The following is a 23,010-nucleotide window of genomic DNA, read 5'->3' on the forward strand; positions in this document are numbered from 1 at the left end:
CTCGGCGACCATTCAGGTTCTTTGCCGCGCTGCCGAAATGCTATCAGACAACTAGAGTAAAGGATGCCTCGCCATGACTGGCAGTTCGCTCTGCACCGCGTGGTAGTCATCCCTAACAAAAACAATAATCAGGAACTCGCCCATGAACAGCTTACGCAGTATCCCCATCAGTCGCCGCTTATGGCTGATCCTCGGGTTGGCCCTCCTGACGCTGGTTCTGCAAGGTACCTACATGCTGCGCCAGATCAACCTCGACCTTTATGCCGGCAAGGCACAGAAGACCGAGCACGTGGTGCAGAGCGCAGCTGGCATCCTCAAGCATTTCCATAGCCTCGAAACCGCCGGCAGTCTGAGCCGTGAAGAGGCGCAGAAACAGGCGATGGATGTCATCCGTGGTCTGCGCTATGCCGGACAGGAGTACTTCTGGATCAATGACCAGACACCAGTCATGCTCATGCATCCGATCAATGCCAAGCTCGAAGGCCAGAACCTCTCGGGTTTCAAGGATCCGGACGGCAAAGAGCTGTTCAATGAGATGGTCGCCATCAGCCGCAGCAAAGGCGCAGGCCAGGTCGACTACCGCTGGCCCAAGCCGGGCGCCAGTGAGCCGGTGCCGAAAATTTCCTATGTCGAACTGTTCCAGCCCTGGGGCTGGATCATCGGCTCCGGCGTCTACGTCGATGACGTGCAGGCCGAATTCAAGACCCAGGCACTCAGCGCGATGGGCATCGGCTTGCTCATCGCCCTGCTGCTGGCTGCTCTGGTGGTGTTGATTACCCGGAGCATCGCCCAACCGCTGGAAGCTGCAGTGGACGCCATGGCCAGTATCGCCAGTGGCGAAGGTGATCTCACCCGCAACCTCGATACCCATGGTCGTGACGAACTGACTGCTCTGGCCGGGCACTTCAATGCCTTCACCGATAAGCTGCGCCAGGTCATTCGCCAAATGCTCGACTCTGCCGGTTCACTGGATCAGGCGGCACGTTCGCTCGGCGATATTTCCAACGAGGCCCAGCAGCACAGCCAACAGCAAGCTCAGCAGATGGAACTGGTGGCTACGGCAGTGAACCAAGTGACCTACGGCGTGCAGGACGTGGCGAAGAACGCCGAACACGCCTCCAGCGAAATGCACACGGCAGAAGAACAGGCCAGCCAGGGACAGCAGAACATCGAAGCCAGTCTGCGTCAGATCGGTCAGCTCTCGGGCACCATCGACAAGGCAGTTGAAGTCATCCAGTCACTGGCCAGTGAGAGTACGCAGATTGGCAGCGTGTTGGAGGTGATTCGCTCGATTGCCGAGCAAACCAACCTGCTCGCCCTCAACGCCGCCATCGAAGCGGCCCGTGCCGGCGAACAAGGCCGAGGCTTTGCCGTGGTAGCCGATGAAGTTCGCCTGCTAGCGCAGCGCACGCAACAGTCCACGGCTGAAATTCAGGGCATGATCGAGCGCCTGCAAGGCAACTCCGAGGCTGCGGTCAAGGTCATTCATGACAGCAGCCGGGCCTCGCAATTGACGGTGGAACAAGCCAGCCAGGCTGGTCAAAGCCTGGCGCTGATCGCACAATCGCTACGCAATCTGACCGGGCTCAACGCGTCGATCGCCAGCGCCACCTTGCAACAATCGCACGTGGTGGAAGACATCAACCAGAACGTCACCCAGACGGCAGCCCTGGCCCACAACACCGCCGAGGCCGCCGAGCAGTCGAACGCCGCCAGCCAGCACCTGAAGCAACTGGCCGATCAACTGAATCGTCTGCTGGGGCAGTTCCGCGTATGAGACCAGCATGAGCGACATGGAGCACCAGGAGGTCGACTTCACTCGGCCGCAGAACCAGGATCTGATCTGGGATCTGGATAGCATGGCCCGCCGTGAGCTGGCCGAGCGCTTCATCAAACTGTTCGAGAACCGCCTGTGCGTCTATTCCGAATCGGTGGGGCAGCTGTACACCAACTACAGCCTGCACTTCCCCACCGACCTCGGCCGCAAGATGGTGGTGCTGCCCAACCCCTATGCGTTCCATGACACGCTGCACGGTATCGATGCTCAGGCCATTCGCAAGACGGGCCTATGCGTGTTGCCTGGCAAGGTGCTGGGCAAACCCGGACTGTTGCTCAGCACGCAGCTCAAGGATCATGGCCCAGCACCGAAGACCATGGCCTTCAAGCCCGCACTGGCGCAGATCATCAGCAATCAGAAGAAAATCGGCGACGTTTTTCTGCCGGTGCTGATGAAAGGTGACTTGCGCGAATTCGACCAACAGATGCCCTACATCCATTTGCATCGCCTACAACTCGCCCGCCTGGAACGGCTGTCGAGTTTCGAGCGCGACGATATTCAGCAGACCATCACCCGTAAACTCCTGGCACTCTATCGGCAGGCCGACAGCCTGGTGTGCTGAACGCCGGGCATCAGTACAATCGCCCCCCTTTCTCTTCACGAGGATGCCAGATGTCCTGGCTCGAACTGATTGCCGCCGGGCTCGGTATCATTGCCGTATGGCTGACGGTGCGTCAGAACCCCTGGTGCTGGCCCATTGGCCTGCTCATGGTGCTGCTCTATGCCTGGCTGTTCTATGATTGGCGACTGTATTCCAATCTGCTGCTGCAAGTGCTGTTCGCTGGCCTGCAGCTCTACGGATGGTGGCAATGGACGCGTGGCGGCGAACGCCATGATGGGCGCCAGGTCAGCCGACTCGGGTTATTCAGCATAATCGCAGGACTTCTGCTAGGCGCCCTCGGCGCGCTGCTACTCGGCTACCTGATGGCCAACCATACCGACGCCAGTGCGCCCTGGCTGGATGCCGCACTCACGTCTTTCAGTCTGGTTGCACAACTGTGGATGGCGCAGAAGCGCCTGCAATGCTGGGCGCTGTGGATCGTGGTTGATCTGTGCTATGTCGCCTTCTTCCTGCACAGCGGCCTGTACCTGACGGCCGGTCTCTACGCCGTTTTTACCCTGTTGGCCATCAGTGGCTGGCGAAGCTGGCAGCGCGATCCTGCCATCTGGGGTCATTGATGAAAGTGCTGGTACTCACTGGCCCGGAATCCAGCGGCAAGAGTTGGTTGTCTGCACAGATCCAGGCCCGTTTCGGCGGTATCGTGGTGGGCGAGTACGTGCGCCACTTCATCGAACACGAACAGCGCGACACCTGCTATGCCGATATACCGGTCATCGCCCGTGGCCAGTTGGCCTGGGAAGATGCTGCCCGCAGTCAGAGTCCGGCCCTGTTGATTCTCGACACCCACCTGCTGAGCAACATCCTCTGGAGTCGCTGCCTGTTCGGTGATTGCCCCGCGTGGCTTGAGGAAGAACTCCTTGCCCGCCACTATGACCTGCATCTGCTGCTCGACCCGCGCGGTGTTTCCTGGGTCGCCGATGGCCAGCGCTGCCAGCCGCAACTGGACGAACGAGTGGTATTCCATCGCGCCTGCCAGCAGTGGCTCGATGACAATAACCAACCGGTCTGTGCGCTCTCGGGAGATTGGTCACAACGCCGTCTTGCAGCCCTGAGCCAGGTACAAGCGCTGCTCAGCGCAGACGATGCTTGTGCAACAGGCGATAGAAGGTAGGACGCGATATTCCCAGACTACGCGCCGCCTGGCTCATGTTGTTGGTGTGGCGTGCCAGTACGTCGTCCAGCGCCTGACGCTCCGCGCGAAGGATATAGTCCTCCAGCGTGACAACTTCAGCGTCACACCTTCGCACCGCCTCCAGACCAAGATCTCGCGCACTGATCTGTCGCCCCTGAGCCTGGGCCAAACCCCGAACCACGCGGCCGCACAGTTCTCGTACATTACCGGGCCAGGCATGCGCGGTCATTGCATCGATGGCTTCATCGCTGAAACAGCGCTGCCGCCGACTGGCCGGCGAGCCATGCAACCTGGCGATGTGTTCGGCTAGCAACAGCATGTCGCCGTGCTGCTCGCGTAGCTTGATGGTCTGCAACTGCTGCCTCGCCAGCAGGCGATACAGATCCTCGCGGAAAACGCCCTGGAGCAGTGCCTGCTCCAGCTCCCCCCGACTGAGAATCAGCAACGCCATCTCGGGTTTGGCCTGCAGGTACTGCAACAGCCGTTGTTGATCCGGTGCTGACAGACTCGCCACGCCATCCAGCACGACCGTTGTCCTGGTTGCAGCGGCCAGAGGCCCCTGCTCGTCGAACAAGACGTTGCTTTCGCGTACACAATCGACATGCATCAACACCTGGCCTTTGCGCGGTGATGCCTCGTGGAGCAGGCGTGCCAGCAGCTTCTTGCCACTGCCGTGCTCGCCCCTGATCAATATCGGCCCCTGCCAGCTACCGAGACGATCCAGTTGTTGGCGCAGGCTGCGTGCCTGGCTGCTGCTGCCCAGAAAATGCCGTGTCTGTCGCTCCCCCTGCTGTTTACGTAGCCGGGCGAACACCTGTGTCTGTTGCAGGGTATCGAGCAAGCTGACGGCATTGAGCGGCAAGCTATGTGCTGCAAAGAATCGCTCACTCAGCAGCGCTTTCATGGTCGGCTGGGGCTGTCCATCGAGCAGCGCCACCCAGCAGGCCTGGCTCTGCTCCAGGATATTCAGCAGTGGCGCGCTGGGCTGATCCGGCAAGCGCATCAGCACCACATCGCCGGCCTGAGCCGTAAGCCGTTCCAGAGGGCAGCGATGAAGCGTCCATCCGGCGGCTTGTAGCAGAGAAAACAGCGATTCGCAGTCAGCTGCGGGCTCGACTACGAATAATTGTCGGGATGCGACGGAAACAGCCTCCAACATACTCCATCCTTGGCGCCATTATTTTGTATCCCCAATAAAAACAATGATTTGGCGCACATGAGTGTAACGCTAGCAAGAACTTTGACGCCGCTTGGATCATTTCTCTATATCGGTTGTTCCCGCTGGTTATTGCAAACTTGTCATCAGACAACGATGGCATCTTGCCAACTGCCTACAGTATTGGCATAACAGACCAATTAATAAGAACGCTACAAGGATGTCTCCGATGCGTCGCCTGATCCGTCGTACCCTGAAACTCGTTCTGTTGCTGGTGCTCGTCGGCCTGGCAGTGGTGCTCTATTACGTCGCCAATCCCAATCTGCCGAGTTTCGAGCAGCCAGATGAGCTTCACTACCTGGAACAATGGAACGACGAACAGCGCCAGACTTACTACTACACCCCCCAGGGCACGACTGTTAAGGGCCTACGCTACGACTGGTTCGTCGCCCTGGAAATGCCCTTTGGCAGCGAAAAGTTCGCCCGCCTCGATTACCTTGCCCGCTTCGGCTTTCTGACCGATCCCAAGCAGCAAGCCACTGCGCTCAACCCCGGTAACCTGCCAGTTGGTTTTACCCGTCATCAGGACAACGAAAGCGGCGAGCACTTTCTCGATATCAGCTGCGCCGCCTGCCACACCGGTGAACTGCGTTACAAAGGCCAAGCAATACGCATCGATGGTGGTGCGGCCCTGCACTCTCTCGCCTCCACCGTACCGACCTTGCGCGGTGGCGGTTTTGGCCAGGCGCTGGGCATGAGCATGGCCTTCACCTACTACAACCCGCTGAAATTCCGCCGTTTCGCTCAGGCAGTGCTGGGCGACCAGTATCCCCAGGGCCGTGATCGCCTGCGCGAGGACTTCAAGCAGGTGCTCGACCACCTGCTGGCCACGGCTTTCAATGACTGGCACCGCGGCCTGTACCCGACCGAGGAAGGCTTTGGTCGTACCGATGCCTTCGGCCGTATCGCCAATACCGTGTTTGGTGATGCCCTCGACGAAGCCAACTACCGCGTCGCCGACGCCCCGGTGAGCTATCCACATCTCTGGGATATCTGGAAATTCGATTGGGTGCAGTGGAACGGTTCGGCCATGCAGCCAATGGCTCGCAATATCGGCGAGGCGCTGGGCGTTGGCGCGAGCCTGCACTTGTTCGGCGAGAACGGCCAGGCCGTTGCCGAGGCCGATCGCTATGCCTCCAGCGTACGCCTGCATGATCTCTACACGCTCGAAGAAACGCTGAAAACGCTGCAGCCACCGAAATGGCCAGAGGCGATTCTAGGCAAGGTTGATCTGCCCCTGGCCAGTCGCGGCAAGGCGCTCTACAGCGAAAACTGTGCCTATTGCCACGCGCCCAATCCACAACCACGTGACAAGCGTGTGGCACCTTCGCGCGATCCTGAATGGAAGATGCGCATCGTACCGACCGACATCGTCGGCACCGACCCCACCACCGCCGATAACATCGCCGATCATCGCTTCGATATCAGCCGCCTGGGCTGGACAAAGGCCGAGCTCAGCAAGCTGGACGTCAAACTGTACGGCGCCAGCCTGGATAACGTCGACTTCAAGAGCATCTCCAGCGCCAAAGGCCTGGCCTACATCACTGCCTACGTGGAAAACCGCGCCTATCAGGATGCCGGTATCGGCCCACGCCAACGCTGGAACATGGATGGCTATGGCCTGTCCATCGGCGTGCAGGAGAAGCGTGGCTACAAGGCACGCCCTCTGGACGGTATCTGGGCTACCCCGCCCTTCCTGCACAACGGTTCAGTGCCGAACCTGTTCGAATTGCTCTCCCCGGTTTATGAACGGCAAGCCCAGTTCTGGGTGGGGAATTTCGAGTTCGATCCGAGCCGCGTCGGCTATCGCAGCGAAAGCTTCCCAGGCGGCTTCCTGTTCGATACCCGAATCACCGGCAACGACAACGGCGGCCATGAGTTCCGCGATGGCTGTCGCCAGGAGGGCGTAATCGGCCGAGCGCTGTCGCCGGATGAGCGCCTGGCCCTGATCGAATACCTCAAGGTACTCGGCAATCACGAGCTGGAAACCCAGCTCAGCGAAGTACCCGTCAAACCCTGGACACCCGGCCCGAGCTGCGAAGGCTGACTCCACCAGCACGTTCTAGAACAAGGATTCCAATAATGTTGAAACGTTTCTGGCTTTGGCTCGGTCGCCTGCTCGGCAAGCTTCTGCTCACACTAGGTGTCGTTGGCCTGATTGGCTGGGGCCTCGGCGAGGCTTACTACGCCTGGAAATTCTCCGGCCCGGTTTCCAGCGAAGAGCAGATTCCGCCGGATGAAGCAGCGCTGACGCGCGTGATCATCGAGGACGCCGTGCGCATCGTCGAGCAGCACCGTGACAACACACGCGTACTGCGCGATGCACACGCCAAGGCCCATGGCTGCGTCAAAGCCGAGGTACATGTGCTGGATGACCTGGACGAGTCGCTGCGCCATGGCGTATTCAGCGAGCCCGGACATACCTGGCAAGCCTGGATGCGCCTGTCCAACGGCAACGCCTACCCGCAGTTCGACCGCGCCCGCGATGCGCGCGGCATGGCCATCAAACTACTCGACGTCCCCGGTGAAAAGCTGATGAAAAGCCCGGCCCATGCCGGCGAGCAGGACTTCGTGATGTTCAACCATCCTGCGTTCTTCGTCAGCGACGTGGCCGAATATCGCACCAACTTCGCGGCCCAGGCAGACGGCAAGAAGGTGCAAGCCTTCTTCCCCAGCCTGGATCCACGTACCTGGGAAGTTCGCCACCTGATCATTGCGCTCAAGACCCTGGCACCTGCACCGGAAAGCCCGGTGGCGACTACCTATAACTCTATCGCTCCATTCAAGCTCGGCGACCTCAACATCAAGTACCGCGTCGTGCCAGCCCCGCAGAACTGCCCACCCTATGAACTGCCGGAGCAGAACGACGGCTTGCCAAACTTCTTGCGCAACGCGCTTTACCAGCAGCTATCACTGGATCGCGCACCAGCCTGTTTTGAACTGCAAGTGCAAAAACAAAACGCCCAGTACTACATGCCCATTGAAGACCCCAGTGTCGAATGGAGCGAAAGAATTTCCCCATTCCAAAGCGTGGCGCGTATTACCGTAAAAGCTCAGGACTTCGATAGTCGCGAACAAAATCTGTTCTGCGACAATATGTCCTTCAATCCCTGGCATGCACTCCCGGAGCATCGCCCAATCGGCGGTATTAACCGTTTGCGCAAGTCGGTATACGAAGCGGTCAGTGCCTATCGCCATCAGCGTAATGCCGCGCCTGAGGTTGCAGCCCCCGTCAATTCAGGCGTGCAGGAGCAAGAAGCAGAAGCGCCCGTGGAACTTTCAGAATAAAAAACTGTAACCGGCGACACGCCGGTAGGTTCTTGAAGGGCACTTTGTGAAGAAATTAAAACTTTTTTCAGTGGTGTGTGACTTATAGGTCGACTGCGTTCATCAACAGTAATGAAAGGCCCACTCATAAACGATGGGCACACTAATTACTGGGATTAACTCGGAGAGACCGAACCCATGAACACACCACTGCGTTTTAACGAAGCCCTGCTGATTGCCGATCGCGCATTCCGCCCCTTCCAGTGCGTTGCCTGGTCCCCGCAAGACGGTACCGGTGTGATCAGCATCAGCGTTATCGACCGCACCAGCACCCGCCTGCTCGGCCGCACCCAACTGTCCAGCGACACCTACACCGACCCGGCGCAACTGGCTGACGCCCTGACCCGCTCCCGCGAAGAACTGCGTAGCCAAGGTTTCGATCTGGCGCCGTGGAGCATGCCAGAGTAAGTCACCTTCCGGGGCGCCATCAGGCGCCCCCAGATAGTTCCGCCTCTTGCCTGCGTTGCAGAGCATCTGCAGACTCAGTGACTCAATCCTGCGGAGTCACTCACCATGCTTGAGCTGCGCCCAAACTGCGAAAACTGCGACTGCGACCTGCCAGCAGCCAGTGTCGATGCGCTGATTTGCTCTTTCGAATGCACTTTCTGTCGCCCCTGTGCCGAATCCGTCCTGGCGCTGCGCTGCCCTAACTGCGGTGGCGAACTGGTAAGACGCCCGATTCGACCAGCCGCAAAGCTCGAACGCTTCCCCGCCTCCATTACCCGCGTTCATAAAGCCTGAAATGAAAAAGGGGCGACCATGGTCGCCCCTTTTTCATGTAACGAGCGCTTACTCAGTAGTAAGCGTTCTCGCGATTGCTGTGGTCGGTCACGTCACGTACGCCCTTGAGTTCAGGAATGCGCTCGAGCAGGGTTTTCTCGATGCCTTCTTTGAGGGTGTAGTCGGCTTGGCCACAACCTTGGCAACCGCCACCGAACTGCAGTACGGCGATGCCCTCTTCGACCACGTCGATCAGCGTCACCTGACCGCCATGGCTGGCCAGGCCGGGGTTGATCTCGGTCTGCAGGTAGTAGTTGATACGCTCGTTGAGCGGGCTGTCTTCGTTGACCATCGGTACCTTGGCGTTCGGCGCCTTGATGGTCAGCTGGCCGCCCATACGATCAGTGGCGTAGTCGACGACTGCGTCTTCTAGGAACGGCTCGCTGATACCGTCAATCCAGGCAGTGAAGCTGGCCAGGCCAACAGCAGTATCTTCAGGCTTCTGCTCACCTGGCTTGCAGTAGGCGATGCAAGTTTCTGCATAGGGCGTACCCGGCTGGGTAATGAAAACTCGGATGCCGATACCCGGAGTGTCCTGCTTGCTCAGCAGCTCGGCCAGGTATTCTTCGGCAGCTTGGGTAATGGTGATGGCGCTCATGGCAACTCCTCGCGAACATGGACGCAGTGTACGCCAGAGCGTCGCCCGGTTAAAGCCCAAGTAAATTAGTAGGAATTGATCGCAGCAATAGCGAAGCCTCTCTGGGCGTTTTCGAAGCGCACCTATGTGCGCTCCGAAAGCGACGCTCAGAGGTTCTCGTAGCGGTTCATGTCCAGCACGCCCGCCTCCAGCGGCTGGGTTTCGCGGATATGCTCGGCCATATCATGGAAGTAGCGCCAGAACTCGGGATGGCTACGCCGTATCCCCCAATGCTCGACGATACGCTCGAAGGACTTAGCGTCGCTGACACCTTCCATTTGCTTGACGAAGGCATCCACCTCGCCGGCTTTCACCGAAAACAGGAAGTTCGGGTAGCTGCTCAGGACTTCCGGATAGATGGTCAGGGTATCCAGCCGCGGTTGATAGCGCAGTTCCTCACCCAGCATGAACGCCACGTTGCTGTGAGCACGGTTGCGCAGCAGGCTGTAGATCTCGCGCGAACCATCGCTCAGTTCCACGCGCAGCATCGTCGCTTCCGGCAGTTGATCGATCACTCGCAAGCCACCGGCCGGGCGACTGGCAAGACGCGCCAGCGCCTGCTCGGCATGCTGCAGCTCCTTGGGCAGACCATCGCGATAGCAGCGTGCGCCTGTGCAGCGGTTGATCGGATCCGGACGCGCATTGAGTTCGGCGTAACGCTGCAGCAACTGCTCGGCAAACTGCTTCTTCGGATCGTTGCCCGTCAGGCCAATGGCACTCGGTGAACGATGATCGACCGAGGTGTAGTCCAGCAGCATCTTCAACTTGCCACTGTTCTGATACCAGTCATCCAGGTAAGCCTCGCGTGATCGCGCCGGCAACAGGCGGAGGAAGTTGACCTCGGCGCCATTGCGGATCAGGTCGAAGTACAGGCGCGTCTGCGCCTGGTGCGAGACATTACCGAACACGTCGAAATTGACCACCAACTGATAGTAGGTGCGTTCCAGCAGCGGATAGTCCAACCACCACAGGGTCTGCGGAATCTCGCCGAGCAGGCCTTTGCGCACTGAAGCGCTGTCGTGCTGGCGGAAGATCGACAGCAGCGCGTTGTCATTGCCGCTCCAGATATGCGTCCAGTCCGCGGCAGGCGCGTCAGCGTAGGCGTCCTTACGCAGGTTCTCGTAGTCGTTGCGCTTGTCGCGATAGTTGCGCCACAAGCCCAGCAGATCGCCGATATCGTCGAACTGGCCGGGCATGGCCAACAGTGGCGTGGCCTCGCGCTGGTACTCGGCATCGGTGATGTAGAGATCGTGCTCGGGCGCCTGGAACACGGCCCAGAAGTTATCCCGAATCACGTCGGTGGCGATCTGCCCGCGACACACCGGACCACGGATGAAGGTACGCACGAAGTACTCGGCGTTATCCAACATGAACTGGTAGCGCGCCCGCGCCGGAATCGCGGCAAAGGTCTCGAAGGGGTTGGCGCGACGTTGTGCGCCATAGCCCGGCACGGCGTCCAGCGTCCAGTCTTCGCCGAAGAACAGCTCCTTGACCCGCGCCAGCTTGTCCTCGCCCAATGGGTAGGTGATGTGCGTCTTGTGCACGATCACGCCCTGGATCGGCCACAGACGGTAATAGAATTCGGTGCCTGGGTCATCGTTCGGGCGGCGCGTGGCGATCGGGTCGATGGGTTTGCCGCTGGGGGTGCGCGAACGCACCATCTGGAAAAAGTGCCCCGGTTCACCGGCCTCGAAATGCAGGTGGGCAAGGAACAGGTGCTCGTACAGCCAGCGTGAAACCAGATCCTGCCGCGCCCCCGGGGCGTTGAGAAAGTTCTCCCACTGCTCGACCTGACGCAACTCGACCGCGCTGGGTTTGAGCGCCTGCTCGGCCACTGGTGCGCCTTGTGCCAGCCATTGTTCCAGTGTGGCGTATTCGTCATCGTCCAGGCCAGTCACGGCGAACGGCATGCCGCCATGAGGGTTCTTCTGCGCATAGGCGGCGAACTCACCCGGCAATGGGCAGCTGTTGCTGCGAGTGATGGCGATATCGAGGTTGTCCGGAAGCTTGGCATTGGGTTCGAGCGGCTGGCTGCGTCCCAACTCCAGCATGCGCTTGATCAGTGCTGCCTGTCCGTTCTCACCATCGAGTACCGAATGAAAATCGCGTTTACGCCAGGCCGCCTCGCCTTGCTCATCCAGATACAGGCGCGTGGTCGCTTGCGCCTTGCTGCGCGTGCCGTCATACACCAGCTGCTTGCTGGCACCGCGCAAAATCCCCTCACCACTGCCAAGATTGAGCTGGCACGGGGCGTCGTAGCAGGTGTGGCAGGCCACACACTTGTGGGTGAGGATCGGTTGTACGTCATCGACATAGGAAATCGCTTCCGCACGGGCCAGGCCAGCTGCGAAAGAAAGAAGAAACAGAGCAGCAGGCTTGAGCATGACCACGTCCTTGATTTCGATGCTGGCAATTCTAGCGAGACGGCGCCCCTAGCAACATGAATGAAATTCATGAAAATCCCTGAGACGCTCCAGAACCCTGCAGCTTTGCTATCATCGCGCACCTTTGTTTCCGCTTTGCTCAGGTAGTACTCATGTCCGATCGCAGCGCCCGCCTCCAAGCCCTCCAGCAAGCCCTGAAGGAGCGCATTCTGATCCTCGATGGCGGCATGGGCACCATGATCCAGAGCTACAAGCTCGAAGAGGCCGACTACCGCGGCGAGCGCTTCGCTGACTGGCCGAGCGACGTGAAGGGCAACAACGACCTGCTGCTGCTGACTCAGCCGCAGATCATCGCCGCCATCGAGAAGGCCTATCTGGACGCTGGCGCCGATATCCTGGAAACCAACACCTTCAACGCCACTCAGGTGTCCCAGGCCGACTACGACATGGAGTCGATCGTCTACGAACTGAACGTCGCTGGCGCCCGCGTGGCCCGTGAAGTGGCCGACGCCAAGACTCTGGAAACCCCGGATCGCCCGCGTTTCGTCGCAGGCGTGCTCGGCCCGACCAGCCGCACCTGCTCGATATCCCCGGACGTCAACGACCCCGGCTACCGCAATGTCACTTTCGACGAGCTGGTGGAGAACTACACCGAAGCGACCCGCGGCCTGATCGAGGGCGGCGCCGACCTGATCCTCATCGAAACCATCTTCGACACCCTCAATGCCAAGGCGGCGATCTTCGCCGTGCAGCAGGTGTTCGAAGAAGACGGTGTCGAACTGCCGATCATGATCTCCGGCACCATCACCGACGCCTCCGGCCGCACCCTCTCGGGCCAGACCACCGAAGCGTTCTGGAACTCGGTGGCCCATGCCAAGCCGATTTCCGTCGGCCTGAACTGCGCCCTCGGCGCCGCCGACCTGCGCCCCTATCTGGAAGAGCTGTCGAACAAGGCCGGCACCCACGTATCCGCGCACCCCAACGCAGGCCTGCCCAACGCCTTCGGTGAATATGACGAAACCCCTGCCGAAATGGCAGCGGTGGTCGAAGAGTTCGCCGCCAGCGGTTTCCTGAACATCATTGGCGGCTGCTGCGGCACTACGCCGGCGCACATCAAAGCCATCGCCGAAGCGGTCGGCAAATACCAGCCTCGCCCGATCCCGGACATCCCCAAGGCCTGCCGCCTGTCCGGCCTGGAGCCGTTCACCATCGACCGCAAGTCGCTGTTCGTGAACGTCGGCGAGCGCACCAACATCACCGGTTCGGCCAAGTTCGCCCGGCTGATCCGTGAAGAGAATTACACCGAGGCACTGGAAGTCGCCCTGCAGCAGGTGGAGGCCGGCGCCCAGGTGATCGACATCAACATGGACGAGGGCATGCTCGACTCCAAGGCGGCCATGGTCAGGTTCCTCAACCTGATCGCCGGCGAGCCGGACATTTCCCGCGTGCCGATCATGATCGACTCCTCCAAGTGGGAAGTGATCGAAGCCGGCCTGAAATGCATCCAGGGCAAGGGCATCGTCAACTCCATATCCATGAAGGAAGGCGTCGAGCAGTTCAAGCACCACGCCAAGCTGTGCAAACGCTACGGCGCCGCCGTGGTGGTGATGGCCTTCGACGAGGTCGGTCAGGCCGACACCGCCGCGCGCAAGAAGGAAATCTGCCAGCGCAGCTACGACATCCTGGTCAACGAAGTGGGCTTCCCGCCGGAAGACATCATCTTCGACCCGAACATCTTCGCCGTGGCCACCGGCATCGAGGAGCACAACAACTACGCCGTGGACTTCATCGAGGCCTGCGCCTACATCCGTGACCAGCTTCCGTATGCGCTGAGTTCGGGCGGCGTATCCAACGTGTCCTTCTCGTTCCGTGGCAACAACCCGGTGCGCGAAGCGATTCACTCGGTGTTTCTCTACTACGCGATCCAGAACGGTCTGACCATGGGCATCGTCAACGCCGGCCAGCTGGAGATCTACGACGAGATTCCCAAGGAGCTGCGTGATCGCGTCGAGGATGTAGTGCTCAACCGCACGCCGGGCGGCACCGACGCCCTGCTCGCCATCGCCGACAAGTTCAAGGGTGATGGCGCCGCCAAGGAAGTCGAAAACGAAGAGTGGCGCTCGCTGCCGGTCGACAAACGCCTGGAGCACGCGCTGGTCAAGGGTATTACCGCCTTTATCGTCGAAGACACCGAGGAGTGCCGCCAGCAGTGCGCGCGCCCCATCGAGGTGATCGAAGGCCCGCTGATGAGCGGCATGAACGTGGTCGGCGACCTGTTCGGTTCGGGCAAGATGTTCCTGCCCCAGGTGGTGAAATCCGCCCGGGTGATGAAACAGGCCGTGGCCCACCTGATCCCCTTCATCGAAGCCGAGAAAGGCGACAAGCCGGAAGCCAAGGGCAAGATCCTCATGGCCACCGTGAAAGGCGACGTGCATGACATCGGCAAGAACATCGTCGGCGTGGTGCTCGGCTGTAACGGCTACGACATCGTCGACCTGGGTGTGATGGTGCCGGCGGAAAAGATCCTGCAGACCGCCATCGCCGAGAAGTGCGACATCATCGGTTTGTCCGGCCTGATCACCCCGTCGCTGGACGAAATGGTGCACGTGGCCAAGGAAATGCAGCGCCAGGGCTTCAAGCTGCCGTTGATGATCGGCGGCGCGACCACTTCCAAGGCGCACACCGCGGTGAAGATCGATCCGCAATACAGCAACGACGCCGTGGTCTACGTCACCGACGCCTCGCGCGCCGTGGGCGTGGCCACTCAGCTGCTGTCCAAGGAGCTGAAAGCCGATTTCGTGCAGAAGACCCGCGACGAATACGTGGTGGTACGCGAACGCACCTCGGCGCGCGCCTCGCGCACCGAACGCCTGGGCTATGCCGACGCCATCGCCAACAAGCCGGCCTTCGACTGGAAGGGCTACGTCGCACCCAAACCGAGCTTTACCGGCGCCCAGGTGCTGGATGACATCGACCTGGCGACCCTGGCCGAGTACATCGACTGGACGCCCTTCTTCATCTCCTGGGATCTGGCCGGCAAGTACCCGCGCATCCTCACCGACGAGATCGTCGGCGAAGCGGCCACCAGCCTGTTCAGCGATGCTCAGGCGATGCTGAAGAAGCTGATCGACGAAAAACTGATCAGGGCCCGCGCCGTATTCGGTTTCTGGCCAGCCAACCAGGTCGCCCATGACGACATCGAAGTTTACGGTGACGACGGCAAGCACCTGGCCACCCTGCACCACCTGCGCCAGCAGACCATCAAGCCCGACGGCAAGCCGAACCTGTCGCTGGCCGACTTCGTCGCGCCGAAGGAGAGTGGCGTCACCGACTATGTGGGTGGCTTCATCACCACCGCTGGCATCGGTGCCGAGGAAGTGGCCAAGGCCTATGAGGCCAAGGGCGATGACTACAACGCGATCATGGTCAAGGCCCTGGCCGACCGCCTGGCCGAGGCCTGCGCCGAGTGGCTGCACGAACGTGTGCGCAAGGAGTACTGGGGTTACGCCAGGGACGAGCAACTGGATAACGAAGCGTTGATCCGCGAGCAGTACAAGGGCATCCGCCCTGCCCCCGGCTACCCGGCCTGCCCGGATCACACCGAGAAAGGCACGCTGTTCAAGTTGCTCGACCCCGAGGCGGATTACAACCAGGCTGGCCGCAGCGGCGTGTTCCTCACCGAGCACTACGCCATGTTCCCGGCAGCAGCGGTCAGCGGCTGGTACTTCGCTCACCCCGAGGCGCAGTACTTCGCCGTGGGCAAGGTCGACAAGGATCAGATCGAGCGGTACAGCAAGCGCAAGGGCCAGGACATCGCGGTCAGCGAGCGCTGGCTGATGCCCAACCTCGGTTACGACGACTGATGCAAAAGAGCCCGCAATCGCGGGCTCTTTTCATTCATACCGTGACGAACGCGAGGCGACTCGCGCCGATTGTCGAAAAACACGAACTCCCATAGCGGATCGCTGCTCCAAGATTTACCGAGCCACTTCGGCTCGTTCGACGGAGCGATGACATGCACAAGCACAGCCTTGCAGTACTGGCCGTAGCGGCCGTGATGACCGGTTGCTCGACTTTCGAGAACCCGACCGATTACGTGACCTTCCGCAACGAACCCCTGGTCAAGCAGGTCGAACATGGCATGACCCAGGATCAGGTGCGAACCCTTGGCGGGCCGGCCTCTTCGGAAGTGCGCAACCGGGTTACCGGGGGTACCTGCAACAACTACGTGCTCAATGTCGACGGGCTGGAACAACCCTACTACGTGGACTTCGACGTCAACGGCCGGGTCGACAGCAAAGGCTTCATGAGCTGCGCCCAGCACGAGGAAAACCAGCGCCGGCTTTAGTGCACGCCCAGCCCCGCTGCCGGCAGCGGGGCTTTGATGCCTAGAAGATCAGTGACAGCAAACCAATCACGACGATCAGGCCAACGATGAAAATGATACCGACGGTGCCTCCGAGAAACTTCAGCATACTGACTCTCCTTTTTCTGGGTTCATCAGTTCTGACTCCGGCCGGCATGACTGCGTTTAGTCTTTTTCTTCAGCGCCGCGCCTGACATGGCATTCGCCTCGCCGTCAGGCTCCTGGGCGCCGCACGATCTTGATGCTGTATTCCATCTGGGGCTTGCGCGTCACGCTGACCGCACGGCGGGTCACGGTATCCAGGGTGATGTTCCAGAAACCACTGGACGGCACGCGGATCTTCGCCGGGAACTTGATGAACGCGCCGCCGTGGTAACTGTGGCGGCCACGGTTTCTGAACGCGCGGAAGTTGGCATCGTTCATCAAGCGGATGTTGCAGGGCTGCGAACACTGGATGACCACCAGATCGCCCTCTTCCAGATGCTCGCGTTGATGGATGAATTTCATCGTTTTCGGACTCGGTGGTGAAACGGGGGCGCAATAGTGCCGCAAGCGGCCCGGCATCGCCAGCGCGGCTGACGACTCGCTTGCGCCCCAGCCCTGCGCTGCCTAGGATGCGCGCCCATCACCGTGCCGCGTCGTTGTCATGAAAGCCCTGCTCGATCGTATTCCCACCCTGATCGCCCTGCTGCGCCGTTATCCCGGCCTGGTTGCCCTGTTCGGCTTCTGCTCGGGCGTGGCCAGCTTTCTGCTGGTCGACCGGCAGGCCTACCTGGCCAAGGTGCTCGGCGTGGTGCTGCTGGTCAGTTGGGTCTGGCTGATCCTGGAAAACCTGTTGCGCGAGCGCATTGCCCAGCGCTTCGGTTTCGAATTGCCGTTGCCGCTACTGCGCTACGGCACGCAAATGATCCACCAGGAAAGCCTGTTCTTCGTCCTGCCGTTCTTTTTCATCACCACCACCTGGAACAGCGGACAGCTGCTGTTCAGCGGGCTGCTGGCGGCGGCGGCGCTGGCCTCGATCACCGACCCGATCTACTACCGCTGGCTGGCACCCAGGCGCTGGTTGCTGCTGATCTTCCATAGCCTGGCGCTGTTCGCGGTGATGCTCACTGCGCTGCCGATCATCTTCCACCTGACCACACCGCAGAGCTACCGCATCGCCCTGGCCACCGCCACGGTGCTGGCCCTGCCGAGCCTGCCAGGGCTGATCGGCTTCGCGGGTTGGCGACGCATTCTGCTGCTGGCGATCTTGCCACTGGCAATGGCCGGTGCTGGCTGGATGGCACGCGTCTGGGTGCCGCCGGCGACGCTGTGGCTGACCGAGGTGGCGATCAGCGACCGCTTCGATGGCGCTCAGCGCACACCAGGAGACAGCCTGGAGCTGATCACGCTGGATCAGCTGCGCGACGATGGGCTCTATGCCTATACCTCGATCAACGCGCCGCGCGGCCTCAACGAGCGTATCTATCACGTATGGCTGCATGATGGCCGCGAAGTCGACCGCATCGCTCTGGACATCCATGGCGGGCGCAAGGAAGGCTATCGCGCCTGGACACACAAACTGCGCTTTCCACAGGATCCGCTTGGTGACTGGCAGGTACAGGTACGCACCGAGGCCGGTCAGATGATCGGCATGCTGCGCTTCGAGGTCGTCTCCAGCGCGCCATCTGCACCCGAAGCGAGCGCGCCGCCCTTCTAGCGGTGCGCCTTGCGCCAGCGCGAGGGCGACTGGCCATAGTGATTGCGAAAGGCTTTGCAGAACGCGGCCTGATCGGCATAGCCGAGCACATCGGCCAGCAGGGTCAGCGGCATGCTCGACGCCTGCACCTGCCAGCCGGCGCTGTCCATCTTCACCTGATGCACCAGCTGCTTGAAATTGAGCCCCTCGCTCCGCAACCGTCGCTGCAAGCTGCGCGGGTGCTGGCCCAGGAGCTCGGCGATATGCCCCAGTGAATGCTGGCGCATGCCCAAGGTCTGCACGATCAGGCTGCGCACCTGCAGTTCCAGGCTGTCCTGCAGGCTCTCCAGGCGCTCGCGCAGCTGTTCGTCGAGGCGTTGTGCATCATCTCTAGCCATCGCCAGCACCGGCCGCTGCAGCACGCGGGCGTCGTACACCAGGCAGTCGTATTCCTGATCGAACAAGACTTCGCAGCCCAGGTGCTGGCGGTAGCGCGGGCGCGGCGCCACCGGGCTATGGCTGAACGCCACGCGCAGCGGACGCAGATCGTCGCCTCCGATGGCCCGCACCAGCCGTGCGTAGGCCGCGATGGCCATCTCGCGGTACTGCTGCGCGCCCTCGACGGCGAAGAAATGCTCGATGCGCCGCACCTGAATACGCCCTTCCAGCGGCAACAGCTGCCAGTGCTCGGCCTTGTTGTGCAGTGCCAGATAGCGTTGCGCCGCAGTGAAAGCGGCATGCAGGTCGGGCTCGCGCACCAGCAGGCGGCCCAGCAGACCGAGCATGTCCAGCCCCTGGTGGCTGGCCACGCGCAGGCCGAGATCCGGGCATTGCAGCTGCACGCTGGCCAGATTCAACAAGCGTATCAGCTGCTCGATCTGGATCAGCCCATCGCCGTCGTCCAGGGCCATACAGGGCATTTCCGCACGCGCCAGCAGCCCGTGCAGGTCACCGTCCAGGCGTTCCACTTCTGCGGCCAGGCCGGTCAGGGCCGCGCTGCGCACTTCATAGCGGATGGACATCGCCGGCCTCCTGGCAAAGTGAACAAAAGATGCCAAGCCTGTCGCGTCATGACAAGTGTTGCCCGCCAGGCGCTCCTACTCTGGCCTCACAACAACAAGAGCCGAGGCCACCGCCATGCCCCAATACGACCTGATCATCCAGAGTGGCCGCTATTTCGACGGCAGCCCTGCGCCCTCCGCCATCCGCAGCCTGGCGATCAAGGACGGACGCATCGCCCTGGTCAGCGCCGAGCCCCTCGATGCCGGCCTGGCCGAGCGGGTCATCGATGCCCAGGGCAAGTGGATCACGCCCGGCTTTCTCGACACCCATACCCACTACGATGCCGAGCTGATGGTCGCCCCCAGCCTCAGCGAGTCGGTGCGCCATGGCGTGACCACGGTGCTGGTAGGCAGTTGTTCGCTGAGCATGGTGTGCAGCGAGGCCGAGGATGCCTCGGACATCTTCACCCGGGTGGAAACCGTGCCGCGCGAGAAGGTGCTGCCCATCCTGCGCGAGCGCAAGCGCTGGAACGGTCCTCGGCAGTGGCGCGACTTCGTCGACCAGCATCCGCTGGGACCAAACCTGGTCAGCTTTCTCGGCCATAGCGACCTGCGTGTGGCGGTGATGGGCCTGCACCGCGCCACCGACCGCCAGGTCGTGCCCAGCGAGGCCGAGCTGCAGCGCATGGAGGCCCTGCTCGAGGAGGCCCTGGATTGCGGCTTTCTGGGTCTGTCCACCATGTGCCTGAAGTGGGACAAGATCGACGGCGACCGCGAATGGTCGAAGAGCCTGCCCAGCACCTACGCGCGCTGGCGCGAGGTGCGCCGCCTCAACCGCCTGCTGCGCCGGCGTGGGCGCGTGCACCAGGGCGCACCCAATGCCGCCAATCCGCTGCAGATCACCCAGTACATCAGCGAGGCCGTCGGCCTGCTGCGCAAGCCGCTGAAGACCACCCTGATCTCCCTGCTCGACCTCAAGGGCAATCGCAGCCTGGCGCTGCTCGCCCGCCTCTCCGCCTGGCTGACCAATCGCCTCGGCGGCGACTTCCGCTGGCAGTTGCTGCCGACACCGTTCGCCATCTATGCCGACGGCATGGATATCGTGCTGTTCGAGGAATTCGGCGCGGGCGAAATGGCCCTCGACGTAAAAGATCAACTCGAACGCAACATGCTGCTGCAGAACGAGCAGTACCGCCGTACCTTCCGCAAGTACTACGCCGACAAGCTGTCGCCCCGCGTCTGGCAACGCGACTTCGGCGATGCGGTGATCCTCGGCTGCCCGGACGCCGCGCTGGTCGGGCGCAACTTCGCCGAGGTGGCGCGTGAACGTGGCGTGCATGTAGTCGACCTATTTCTCGACATGGTGGTGCAATACGGCCGCCAGCTGCGCTGGTTCACCGTGATCGGCAACCACCGCCTGGACACGCTGCGGCAGATGGTGCGCAGCCCACATACGCTGATCACCTTCTCCGACGCCGGCGCACACATTCGCAACATGGCCTTCTACAACCTGCCCTTGCGCTTCCTCAAGCTGGTCAAGGACAGCCACAGCGAAGGCCAGCCGGTGATGAGCCTGGAGCAGGCCGTGCATCGGCTGACTGGCGAGCAGGCCGACTGGCTCGGCATCGACGCCGGTTACATCCGCCCGGGCGATCGCGCCGACCTGGTGCTGCTCGACCCCGCCGGCCTGCAGCAGAACCTGGAACAGGAGAACTGGGACGAGATGCAGGGCTTCGGCATCCAGCGCATGGTCTGCCGCAATCCGGGCTGCGTCAGCCACGTGCTGATCAATGGGCGACTGGCCGTGGACGAAGAGCGCATCGCCCCGGAGCTGGGCCAGCAACTCGGTTTCGGCCAGTTTCTCGAAGCACGCTGAGACGCCCTACGCATGGGCGCGCGGCGGTGGTAGCATGCGCGCCCCATGCAGCTCACCGAACTCAACCAACGCCTCGCCAACCTCGGCGCCAAACCCCAGCATATCGGGCGCATCACCCGTGCCTGGCTGCAAGGCAAGGCACTGGATACCGGCACCAAGCACCAGAAGACCGAGAACTTCCTGCCGCTGACGGTGCGTGAGGCGTTGCCGTCCATCGCCAGTGAGCTGGACGGTCTGGCCCGGCTGCGCTCCGAGCATCCCGGTGCCGATGGTTCGGCGCGCCTGCTGGTGGAACTGGCCGACAAGCAGATGGTCGAGAGCGTGCTGCTGCCGCGCGATGGCCTGTGCATCTCCAGTCAGGTCGGTTGCGCCGTGGGCTGCGTATTCTGCATGACCGGCAAGAGCGGCCTGCTGCGCCAGCTCAGTAGCGCCGAAATGGTCGCCCAGGTCGCCCTGGGCCGGCGGTTTCGCCCAGTGAAGAAAGTGGTGTTCATGGGCATGGGCGAGCCGGCGCACAACCTCGACAACGTGCTGGAGGCCATCGACCTGCTCGGCACCGAGGGCGGCATCGGCCATCGCAACCTGGTGTTCTCCACCGTCGGCGACCCGCGCGTGTTCGAGCGGCTGCCCAAGCAGCGTGTGCGCCCTGCCCTGGCGCTCTCGCTGCACACCACCGACGCCGAACTGCGCCAACGCCTGCTGCCCAAGGCGCCGCGCATCGATCCGGAAGAGCTGGTGGCACTGGGCGAGGCCTATGCCCGCGCCACCGACTACCCGATCCAGTACCAGTGGACGCTACTCAAGGGCATCAACGACAGCCAGCAAGAGATGGACAACATCCTGCGCCTGTTCAAAGGCAAGTTCGCCGTGCTCAACCTGATTCCCTACAACAGCCTGGAAGCCGACGACTATCAACGTCCGGACGGCGAACGCATCGTCGAAATGGTGCGCTACTTGCACAGCCGAGGCGTGCTGACCAAGGTGCGCAATTCCGCCGGCCAGGATGTCGATGGCGGTTGCGGGCAGTTGCGCGCTCGCGCGACCGACCTGATCAAAGTGCGCAACCTGGGACGCTGAACGCTGCCTGCACCAGCATGATGCCGGGTGCTTTCCGAGGATTGCCTCATGCTCCGCTCTCTACCGCTGCTGATTGCCGTCTTGCTGTGCCTGCCTCTTGCCGGACAGGCCGAAACACTGCGCGAGAAACTCCAGGAGCGCCGTGAAGCCCGCAGTGAACAGCGCCTGCTGGACGCACTCCCTGACGGCAGTCGCGTCCTCCGGGATCAGGCCTACGGCCCACATCCCAGGCAACGTTTCGACGTCTACCTGCCCTCGGCTGCGCAGGACGCGCCGATCCTGTTCATGGTGCACGGCGGTGGCTGGTACACCGGCGACAAGGCCCGCGATGCCGTGGTCGAGAACAAGGCCAGACACTGGCTGAAAAAGGGCTACATCCTGGTATCGGCTAACTACCGCCTGTTGCCGGACGCCGATCCGCTAACCCAGGCCGGCGACGTGGCACAAGCCGTGGCCGCCGTACAGCGTCAGGCGCAGCGCTGGGGCGGCGATCCGGCGCGCCTTGTGCTGATGGGCCATTCGGCCGGCGCGCACCTGGTGACGCTGCTCAACAGTGAACCGAACCTGGCCTCGGCGGTGTCCCACCCCTGGCTCGGCACTGTCGCCCTGGACAGCGCAGCCTTCGATGTCTCAGCCATCATGCAGCAGCGCCATCTGCCGCTCTACGACCGTGCCTTCGGCCAGGACAGCCGTTACTGGACGCGCGCATCGCCGCTGCACGTGCTGCGCAGCGGCGTACCACCGCTGCTCGCCGTGTGCTCGACACACCGCCGCGACGCCTGCCCGCAGGCCGATGCCTACGCGGCCAGAGCCCGGCAACTGGCGGTAACGGTGCACGTGCTGCGCGAGCAGCGCTCGCACGGCGAAATCAACGCTGACCTGGGCACGGATGCCAGCTACACCACCCGGGTCGATGACTTTTTCACCTCACTCGGGCTGCCCTGAACAGGCCCTGCTGCCCTCAAGTCCGGCGTATACGCGCCGATATCCCTGGTGCGGACGCATAACTGCCGACAGATGCCCCCGTCTGATCGACCCACCCAGCAGGGACGCGTGTATCTTGCCGTAGGAGCTTCC

Annotated in this window: 20 protein-coding genes; 14 read left to right on the top strand and 6 right to left on the bottom strand. The window is 61.8% G+C overall.

Annotated elements, in window-relative coordinates:
- Nucleotides 1–142 precede the first annotated feature (142 nt).
- Genes C7A17_RS23755 through C7A17_RS23770 form a run of 4 tightly spaced genes read left to right on the top strand, consistent with a single transcriptional unit; the run spans nucleotide 143 to nucleotide 3,570 of the window.
- Nucleotides 143–1,777 carry a methyl-accepting chemotaxis protein gene (locus C7A17_RS23755; protein ID WP_106741315.1) on the top strand — a complete coding sequence of 545 codons (1,635 nt, stop codon included), beginning with the start codon at nucleotides 143–145 and terminating at the stop codon, nucleotides 1,775–1,777.
- A 7-nt stretch (nucleotides 1,778–1,784) separates the two neighbouring features.
- Nucleotides 1,785–2,399, top strand: coding sequence for a hypothetical protein (locus C7A17_RS23760; protein ID WP_106741317.1), 615 nt, complete (start codon nucleotides 1,785–1,787; stop codon nucleotides 2,397–2,399).
- A gap of 50 nt (nucleotides 2,400–2,449) precedes the next feature.
- Nucleotides 2,450–3,016 (top strand): nicotinamide riboside transporter PnuC, encoded by a 567-nt coding sequence (gene pnuC, locus C7A17_RS23765; RefSeq protein WP_106741320.1) that lies wholly within the window; start codon nucleotides 2,450–2,452, stop codon nucleotides 3,014–3,016.
- A complete protein-coding gene (locus tag C7A17_RS23770) occupies nucleotides 3,016–3,570 on the top strand; it encodes an AAA family ATPase (protein ID WP_106741323.1) in 555 nt (184 codons plus the stop codon). Before pnuC ends, C7A17_RS23770 begins: the two co-directional genes overlap by 1 nt.
- On the opposite strand, the gene C7A17_RS23775 is transcribed toward C7A17_RS23770, so the two are convergent.
- Nucleotides 3,530–4,594: a sigma-54-dependent transcriptional regulator gene (locus tag C7A17_RS23775; RefSeq protein ID WP_234035845.1), complete on the bottom strand. Its 1,065-nt coding sequence runs from the start codon at nucleotides 4,592–4,594 to the stop codon at nucleotides 3,530–3,532. The two genes, C7A17_RS23770 and C7A17_RS23775, sit on opposite strands and share 41 nt — an antisense overlap.
- Nucleotides 4,595–4,976: 382 nt before the next feature.
- On the opposite strand from C7A17_RS23775, the gene C7A17_RS23780 reads away from it, so the two are divergent.
- From C7A17_RS23780 to C7A17_RS23795, 4 genes are all read left to right on the top strand, one after another.
- Entirely contained in the window at nucleotides 4,977–6,854 is a 1,878-nt protein-coding gene (locus tag C7A17_RS23780; RefSeq protein ID WP_106741326.1) for a di-heme-cytochrome C peroxidase, read from the top strand.
- A gap of 35 nt (nucleotides 6,855–6,889) precedes the next feature.
- Nucleotides 6,890–8,095, top strand: coding sequence for a catalase family protein (locus C7A17_RS23785; protein WP_234035846.1), 1,206 nt, complete (start codon nucleotides 6,890–6,892; stop codon nucleotides 8,093–8,095).
- Between the two features lie 177 nt (nucleotides 8,096–8,272).
- The gene (locus tag C7A17_RS23790; RefSeq protein WP_106741329.1) at nucleotides 8,273–8,542 is read left to right on the top strand and encodes a hypothetical protein; all 270 of its coding nucleotides are present in this window, start codon (nucleotides 8,273–8,275) and stop codon (nucleotides 8,540–8,542) included.
- Nucleotides 8,543–8,647: 105 nt separating this feature from the next.
- Nucleotides 8,648–8,875, top strand: coding sequence for a DUF1272 domain-containing protein (locus C7A17_RS23795; protein ID WP_106741332.1), 228 nt, complete (start codon nucleotides 8,648–8,650; stop codon nucleotides 8,873–8,875).
- Between the two features lie 52 nt (nucleotides 8,876–8,927).
- Here the strand turns inward: C7A17_RS23795 and nfuA are convergent, their stop codons facing one another.
- Both nfuA and C7A17_RS23805 read right to left on the bottom strand, forming a co-directional pair.
- Nucleotides 8,928–9,512, bottom strand: coding sequence for a Fe-S biogenesis protein NfuA (gene nfuA / locus C7A17_RS23800; protein ID WP_106741335.1), 585 nt, complete (start codon nucleotides 9,510–9,512; stop codon nucleotides 8,928–8,930).
- A 146-nt stretch (nucleotides 9,513–9,658) separates the two neighbouring features.
- Nucleotides 9,659–11,935: a fatty acid cis/trans isomerase gene (locus C7A17_RS23805; RefSeq protein WP_106741337.1), complete on the bottom strand. Its 2,277-nt coding sequence runs from the start codon at nucleotides 11,933–11,935 to the stop codon at nucleotides 9,659–9,661.
- 152 nt (nucleotides 11,936–12,087) lie between these two features.
- On the opposite strand from C7A17_RS23805, the gene metH reads away from it, so the two are divergent.
- Together metH and osmE are read left to right on the top strand one after the other, a co-directional pair.
- On the top strand, nucleotides 12,088–15,798 hold the full coding sequence (gene metH, locus C7A17_RS23810) for a methionine synthase (protein ID WP_106741340.1): 3,711 nt from the start codon (nucleotides 12,088–12,090) through the stop codon (nucleotides 15,796–15,798).
- A gap of 152 nt (nucleotides 15,799–15,950) precedes the next feature.
- Nucleotides 15,951–16,283, top strand: a complete 333-nt coding sequence (osmE, locus tag C7A17_RS23815) for an osmotically-inducible lipoprotein OsmE (RefSeq protein ID WP_106741342.1) — start codon at nucleotides 15,951–15,953, stop codon at nucleotides 16,281–16,283.
- Between the two features lie 40 nt (nucleotides 16,284–16,323).
- Here the strand turns inward: osmE and C7A17_RS27390 are convergent, their stop codons facing one another.
- Together C7A17_RS27390 and C7A17_RS23825 are read right to left on the bottom strand one after the other, a co-directional pair.
- Complete coding sequence (locus C7A17_RS27390) at nucleotides 16,324–16,458, bottom strand: small membrane protein YohP (RefSeq protein WP_463604507.1); 135 nt, start codon at nucleotides 16,456–16,458, stop codon at nucleotides 16,324–16,326.
- Nucleotides 16,459–16,514: 56 nt separating this feature from the next.
- Nucleotides 16,515–16,808 carry a DUF1883 domain-containing protein gene (locus tag C7A17_RS23825; RefSeq protein ID WP_106741347.1) on the bottom strand — a complete coding sequence of 98 codons (294 nt, stop codon included), beginning with the start codon at nucleotides 16,806–16,808 and terminating at the stop codon, nucleotides 16,515–16,517.
- Between the two features lie 139 nt (nucleotides 16,809–16,947).
- Here C7A17_RS23825 and C7A17_RS23830 point away from each other — a divergent pair, with 139 nt between their 5' ends.
- On the top strand, nucleotides 16,948–18,000 hold the full coding sequence (locus C7A17_RS23830; protein ID WP_106741350.1) for a DUF5924 family protein: 1,053 nt from the start codon (nucleotides 16,948–16,950) through the stop codon (nucleotides 17,998–18,000).
- On the opposite strand, the gene C7A17_RS23835 is transcribed toward C7A17_RS23830, so the two are convergent.
- On the bottom strand, nucleotides 17,997–19,001 hold the full coding sequence (locus C7A17_RS23835; protein ID WP_106741353.1) for an AraC family transcriptional regulator: 1,005 nt from the start codon (nucleotides 18,999–19,001) through the stop codon (nucleotides 17,997–17,999). The genes C7A17_RS23830 and C7A17_RS23835 overlap by 4 nt on opposite strands.
- A 115-nt stretch (nucleotides 19,002–19,116) precedes the next feature.
- On the opposite strand from C7A17_RS23835, the gene C7A17_RS23840 reads away from it, so the two are divergent.
- The 3 genes from C7A17_RS23840 to C7A17_RS23850 are packed head-to-tail and all read left to right on the top strand — an operon-like array spanning nucleotide 19,117 to nucleotide 22,878.
- Nucleotides 19,117–20,856, top strand: a complete 1,740-nt coding sequence (locus tag C7A17_RS23840; protein ID WP_106741355.1) for an N-acyl-D-amino-acid deacylase family protein — start codon at nucleotides 19,117–19,119, stop codon at nucleotides 20,854–20,856.
- A gap of 45 nt (nucleotides 20,857–20,901) precedes the next feature.
- Nucleotides 20,902–21,933, top strand: a complete 1,032-nt coding sequence (locus C7A17_RS23845) for an RNA methyltransferase (protein WP_106741358.1) — start codon at nucleotides 20,902–20,904, stop codon at nucleotides 21,931–21,933.
- 48 nt (nucleotides 21,934–21,981) lie between these two features.
- Nucleotides 21,982–22,878 (top strand): alpha/beta hydrolase, encoded by an 897-nt coding sequence (locus C7A17_RS23850; RefSeq protein WP_106741360.1) that lies wholly within the window; start codon nucleotides 21,982–21,984, stop codon nucleotides 22,876–22,878.
- The last annotated feature ends 132 nt before the right edge of the window (nucleotides 22,879–23,010 follow it).

Origin of the sequence: Pseudomonas mendocina (genome assembly GCF_003008615.1) — a bacterium.
In the GTDB taxonomy this organism is placed as follows: Bacteria; Pseudomonadota; Gammaproteobacteria; order Pseudomonadales; family Pseudomonadaceae; genus Aquipseudomonas; species Aquipseudomonas mendocina_C.

Bases quoted from the DNA above. Each gene is read 5' to 3' on its own strand.
- C7A17_RS23775 (WP_234035845.1), bottom strand. From the start codon at position 4,594: ATGCGCTTGCCGGATCAGCCCAGCGCGCCACTGCTGAATATCCTGGAG.
- C7A17_RS23830 (WP_106741350.1), top strand. From the start codon at position 16,948: ATGAAAGCCCTGCTCGATCGTATTCCCACCCTGATCGCCCTGCTGCGC.
- C7A17_RS27390 (WP_463604507.1), bottom strand. From the start codon at position 16,458: ATGCCGGCCGGAGTCAGAACTGATGAACCCAGAAAAAGGAGAGTCAGT.
- C7A17_RS23835 (WP_106741353.1), bottom strand. From the start codon at position 19,001: ATGTCCATCCGCTATGAAGTGCGCAGCGCGGCCCTGACCGGCCTGGCC.
- C7A17_RS23780 (WP_106741326.1), top strand. From the start codon at position 4,977: ATGCGTCGCCTGATCCGTCGTACCCTGAAACTCGTTCTGTTGCTGGTG.
- C7A17_RS23790 (WP_106741329.1), top strand. From the start codon at position 8,273: ATGAACACACCACTGCGTTTTAACGAAGCCCTGCTGATTGCCGATCGC.
- C7A17_RS23785 (WP_234035846.1), top strand. From the start codon at position 6,890: ATGTTGAAACGTTTCTGGCTTTGGCTCGGTCGCCTGCTCGGCAAGCTT.
- C7A17_RS23850 (WP_106741360.1), top strand. From the start codon at position 21,982: ATGCTCCGCTCTCTACCGCTGCTGATTGCCGTCTTGCTGTGCCTGCCT.
- metH (WP_106741340.1), top strand. From the start codon at position 12,088: ATGTCCGATCGCAGCGCCCGCCTCCAAGCCCTCCAGCAAGCCCTGAAG.
- C7A17_RS23770 (WP_106741323.1), top strand. From the start codon at position 3,016: ATGAAAGTGCTGGTACTCACTGGCCCGGAATCCAGCGGCAAGAGTTGG.
- osmE (WP_106741342.1), top strand. From the start codon at position 15,951: ATGCACAAGCACAGCCTTGCAGTACTGGCCGTAGCGGCCGTGATGACC.
- C7A17_RS23805 (WP_106741337.1), bottom strand. From the start codon at position 11,935: ATGCTCAAGCCTGCTGCTCTGTTTCTTCTTTCTTTCGCAGCTGGCCTG.
- C7A17_RS23755 (WP_106741315.1), top strand. From the start codon at position 143: ATGAACAGCTTACGCAGTATCCCCATCAGTCGCCGCTTATGGCTGATC.
- C7A17_RS23825 (WP_106741347.1), bottom strand. From the start codon at position 16,808: ATGAAATTCATCCATCAACGCGAGCATCTGGAAGAGGGCGATCTGGTG.
- pnuC (WP_106741320.1), top strand. From the start codon at position 2,450: ATGTCCTGGCTCGAACTGATTGCCGCCGGGCTCGGTATCATTGCCGTA.
- C7A17_RS23795 (WP_106741332.1), top strand. From the start codon at position 8,648: ATGCTTGAGCTGCGCCCAAACTGCGAAAACTGCGACTGCGACCTGCCA.
- C7A17_RS23840 (WP_106741355.1), top strand. From the start codon at position 19,117: ATGCCCCAATACGACCTGATCATCCAGAGTGGCCGCTATTTCGACGGC.
- nfuA (WP_106741335.1), bottom strand. From the start codon at position 9,512: ATGAGCGCCATCACCATTACCCAAGCTGCCGAAGAATACCTGGCCGAG.
- C7A17_RS23760 (WP_106741317.1), top strand. From the start codon at position 1,785: ATGAGCGACATGGAGCACCAGGAGGTCGACTTCACTCGGCCGCAGAAC.
- C7A17_RS23845 (WP_106741358.1), top strand. From the start codon at position 20,902: ATGCAGCTCACCGAACTCAACCAACGCCTCGCCAACCTCGGCGCCAAA.